This is a genomic window from Aliivibrio sp. S4MY1 (assembly GCF_028765545.1).
GTDB lineage: Bacteria > Pseudomonadota > Gammaproteobacteria > Enterobacterales > Vibrionaceae > Aliivibrio.
In genome coordinates this window covers 1-4396 of sequence record NZ_JARACP010000041.1, presented here as the reverse complement: position 1 = coordinate 4396, position 4396 = coordinate 1, and the positions used below count along the sequence as shown (strand labels likewise).

The 4396-nt window shown below is 48.6% G+C and carries 6 protein-coding genes; all 6 read right to left on the bottom strand.

The features are described 5' to 3' along the window. A partial coding sequence (locus PVK71_RS20075) for a hypothetical protein (RefSeq protein WP_274421090.1) occupies positions 1-1774 on the bottom strand: 1774 nt, incomplete at its 3' end. A 35-nt stretch (positions 1775-1809) separates the two neighbouring features. Then, positions 1810-1911, bottom strand: coding sequence for a GpE family phage tail protein (locus PVK71_RS20070; protein WP_274421091.1), 102 nt, complete (start codon positions 1909-1911; stop codon positions 1810-1812). A 35-nt stretch (positions 1912-1946) separates the two neighbouring features. Next, positions 1947-2222 (bottom strand): phage tail assembly protein, encoded by a 276-nt coding sequence (locus tag PVK71_RS20065; protein ID WP_274421092.1) that lies wholly within the window; start codon positions 2220-2222, stop codon positions 1947-1949. Continuing rightward, positions 2215-2931: a phage terminase small subunit gene (gpM, locus tag PVK71_RS20060; protein ID WP_274421093.1), complete on the bottom strand. Its 717-nt coding sequence runs from the start codon at positions 2929-2931 to the stop codon at positions 2215-2217. The genes PVK71_RS20065 and gpM overlap by 8 nt, the downstream gene beginning before the upstream one ends. 17 nt (positions 2932-2948) lie before the next feature. Further along, on the bottom strand, positions 2949-3314 hold the full coding sequence (locus PVK71_RS20055; protein ID WP_274421921.1) for a phage tail tube protein: 366 nt from the start codon (positions 3312-3314) through the stop codon (positions 2949-2951). Between the two features lie 16 nt (positions 3315-3330). Next, positions 3331-4396 (bottom strand): phage tail sheath subtilisin-like domain-containing protein (locus PVK71_RS20050; RefSeq protein WP_274421095.1); only part of this gene is annotated, 1066 nt, incomplete at its 5' end.

Here is a 4396-nt window from a genome sequence, read left to right as displayed (position 1 = left end):
CCATCTTGCTCTTGAGAGAATCCACTTCCTCCCCCGCGTTTTTGATGGGGCTGGCCCAATCCGGTACCAATGCATCGGGCAGTAAAGTAATGAAGGCTTTGATCCCCTCCCATAGTCGCCCAAAAAGCGCCCCAAACGTCTCGATTGTCTGGCTTAGCACTTTAAACTTACTGTTTAAATACAACACGGCAACCACAACGGCTGCGATGGCCGCGGCAAGCCAACCAATGGGCCCTCCCAATATCGCTGCATTTAGTACCACAAACGCTATTTTTAATAACGCTAAACCCGCTAATACCTCGGCCATGTGCTCCGAGGTGAACGCCAGCCCTTTACTCAATAATTCAACCCCACCATAAAGGGTATTTATCACTCCTGTCGTTCGTTCAATGACGTCATTGCGCCAATTCATGTCTTTGAAGTGGTTTGAGAATTCAGAGAACTTAAGGGTGAGTTTTTCCATGATTGGCGTGAGTACCGCAAATTTGATTGAGCGGATACTTTCCTGCACTTTTTGCAGCGCATCGTTGTAGGCTTCGGCCTTACCCGCGTCTTCTTCGGTGACGCCACCGCCAGTCTCATTGAATTCTTTGCGGGCGGCAGTGAGTCCTTCGGTGCCATCACGCAGCATGATGAGCATTTTACGGCCGCTTTTTCCAAACACCGCGTCGGCGAACGCCATTTGCTCTTGATTACTCTTTAATGCAGAGAACGCGTCGAGCACGCTCTCGTACGCGTCTTGCGTGTCTTTCGCCTCTTTAAGCGTCCGATACAGTGGGTTTTTCCCTCCTTTTAAAAATGCGCCTAATGCCCCTTTACCTGTAGTTTGCAGCTCACCCAATCGCTTAGTAAAATTGCCCATGGAGGCGGTTAGGCTGTCAGCGCCGACCCCCGCATGCGCCGCTTGTGATTGCATGGCTTGCAGCTCTTTAATTGGCATCTTGAGCGTCTGAGCCGATTTAGAGAGCGCATCCATTTCTGAGGCGGTGCTATTGAGTTGGGAATACAGACTCCCCAGACTTAACCCACCGAGTAGGGCGGCACCTTTAGCGAGCGCTGCGCCACCGACCTTAGGAAAGGATATCGCTCGATTGAGTTTATTGATGGGCGCCATGGCTTTTTGAAGTCGGCTGTATTTTTTGCTGACACGGTCAATGTCTGTGGCATGAGCGGTATAGCGAGCAGATAAGCGAGTAAATTCATTATCAAGCTGGCTGACGTCCACGCCTGCCTGTTTCATTCCTTTACTGACGCGAGCGAGTTGTTCGTTATGCGTCTTACTCGCGTGAGTCAGTATGGCCACTCTTTCCGCTTGTTTGGCTAATTGATGGGTCAGCGCGGCGTTGGGTCTATTGGCGGCTTTTTCTTTTTGCGTTAACCGCTCTAGGGCGCTCGATTGCTTGAGGATTTTTTTATTCAGAGCGTCATTTGAGCCCCCTGCGGTTGCGGCTTTGGCTTTAAGGATAACCAGGGCTTCAGACTGCTTAGCGAGACTGAGGGTTAAGGCGGCCCCCGTCTCAGCCGCTTTTTTTTCCTTGGCTTGCAATGCCTCCAGTTTTTCTTTGGCTTCATTCAAACTGAGGACGTTTTTATCGGCCTCTTTGGTTATCCGCCCAAAAGACTCAATCAAATGCAGCGCGGCGCCGTCGTCAGATTGGGCTTTTTTGATACTGGCTATCTTTTTCGCGTAATGATCTGAATCACTGATCATAGCCTTAATGGGCGCACTCACGCGATCAATTACGCCCATCACCACCGATAAATTCATTTTCATGTCTCTTTCCTTTTTGATGAAAAAAGGGAGCGCATTCAGCTCTCCCCTTGGTGGCGAACGCGCGCCATTTCTCGAAACAACATCAGATCATCTAGGCTGAGTTTGTCCATCTCACTGGGTGACCAATGAAACACCACCGCGAGATCGGCATAAAAGCTTTCGACGTGCTCAATTATTTCTTCATATTCACGAAAAAACCGGCTATTTCCACCATCAGTGGGGCGAGGTTTTCTACATCAATATCCAGTAAATCACGCTCGGTTAATGTTGAGATCCGTGGCAACAAGGTATACGCCGCAGCGAAATCCATTTCACAGATGTCTTTCAGGTTCAACCCGCGTAAATGACCCGCGCAGGGTTTGGTTAATTCAATTTCGGTGATGGTGTTGCCGTCTTTTTCAAACGGTATAGGTAGTGTGACATTGACGGTTGGGGCAGCTTTACTCATGGCCTAACTCCTGTTTTAGCTCTTTTACTCGTGTTTTACGGCCGCCTTTGTTTGGGTCCATTTGCATCACCGCTTCAAACAAGGCTAGGGCGTCTTCTTTTTTACTACCAGACTCATCCAATAAGTCACCCGCCAAACGAAATATTTTCACCTTAAGCGGGGCATTGATGGCGATATTGCCATGATGAATATCTGTGATGGCATTGAACAAATACTCAGCATTAAATGGGGCGTTATTCTCGTGCGCCTTGTGTGAGTATTTAAAAATGACATCGCAATACGCCGCTTGAGCGTTTGAGCTCCATTTTAGCGGCGTACTTAACCCTCGCGAAATCGCCGATCTAAACTCATCATGAATAAGCGTTAACAAGCCACAATCCACGTGCCATAGGAAATACCACCAAAGAAGATCTACCCCTTCTAAATTTGCTCGGGTAGCCAGCAGGTGCTCAGCGTGCTCTTTGTATTTGTTAATCAGCTCTTTTCTGAACGCGTTCTTTTCTTCAAAACCTGCCAGTGTGCGGACAAATCCTAGATCAGTGTCAAGAATGCGCTGCACTTCATCCCATGATTTATTCGCAAAAGGATCGGATGGCGATGCGTTTGATGCGACCGTCGGCTCTCCACTGGCTTCTTTACGCTCTGGTGGATGAGTTAACGCGGCTTTTATTGCTGCGCGATCTTGACGTTTTTTTAATAAAGTAAACATAGCAACCCCTTCCTTGGTTAAAGTGGAATTAATTCTGTACCCACAAACAACACCTCCATTTGACCCTCTTTTATGACTAACTCCAGTGGCTCGCTGGTCCAGGCATCCATCAAGGTGTAACTTTTTCCGCTGTTGAGGTTCAGTGTGAGGTTTTCACCCACAAAGTTTTTAATGGCGGTTTCATCAGTGCTGCCCATGTGAGCGATAGTGATCTTGATGCTAGGGGCGGTATCGTAGGATTCCGAATAGCCAAGAACTCCCGAATCGCCCATGACCGGCTCACGTTTCAGATTACCAAAATTGAGTGTGCCGCCTTCTTTGGTCGGTAATCGGCTCAAGGAGCCCGCGTCTAAATACCCACGACTGGTTATTTTTGTACCCATGAATGACTCCAGTGCCTTATTTACGAAATTGAATTTTGCCCGCAACGATAATCAAGCCGTTAACGAATTGGGGGCTATCTTGGTAATTGATCCGCGCTTTATTGCGCTCGTCGAGCTCAACAATGAGGGCGTTTTTATACCCCTCAAAATCTTGCACAATGCCGTTGTATTCGAGCGATTTGTAGAGCGTGAGCAATTCCCCTTTAATCATGGTTGGGGTTGCAATGGCCTGCCCTTGAGCAAAACTGGTGCCATCTTTGGCTAACTTATGGCGACCGTATTTACTCAAAATGAGTGAGCGTTGTTTTTCTCGAAAGTACATAGCGGTTGCCGGCGTCATGACATCCAAATAACTGTCATCCGCAACGCCTGAGTCATTTTCGGTGTAGGCCGTCACAACACGTTCGATTTGCACCGAGCCAGTCGCACTCACCGTATAGGTGCTCATGCCTTCATGCAGCAGCAGGTTACGCTCAGACCAATCAAACTCACTGGTTGCCATCGAATAGACGCCATTGAGCGTTAGGGTTTGCAGTGGGCGACAGGGATCGTTTGCGAGTGATTGTGCTATCTGTCCAGCCCACGCGGCCAGTGCTTCGGCATCGCTTAGGCGCTCATTGGCTGAGTTACCAAGATGGTTAATGGACATAAAGCTAATGAGTGGGCAGTTTGATTGATTGCCAAAGGTAACAAGCTCTGCGTGCGTCCCTTTTTTGGGGACATACGCCAGTCCTGGTATCATTTGCAGTGCGTCATAACGTGCTTCTAAAAACTCACCCAGATCACGGATGGAGGTGTCATCGTTTAATGCACAGATAATGTGATGGTATTGCGTATCACCAAGAGACGCCAAAGCCGCCATGAGATCGGCATCGGCCACGCTAATGGCATAAATCGGCAGCGTGATGTGTTGCTTATCGATATACGCCATCATCGTTGCGATCTGTGAATTCAGACCAAATTGCTTGATAGCCATGTCTTCGTTCATGCAAAGGATAGGGGTATTTGCTGGCGTTACCGGGACGATACCCCCAGCGACCAAGGCATTCCCAATCACCAGTACGGATTGTTGTTGCTCGGCA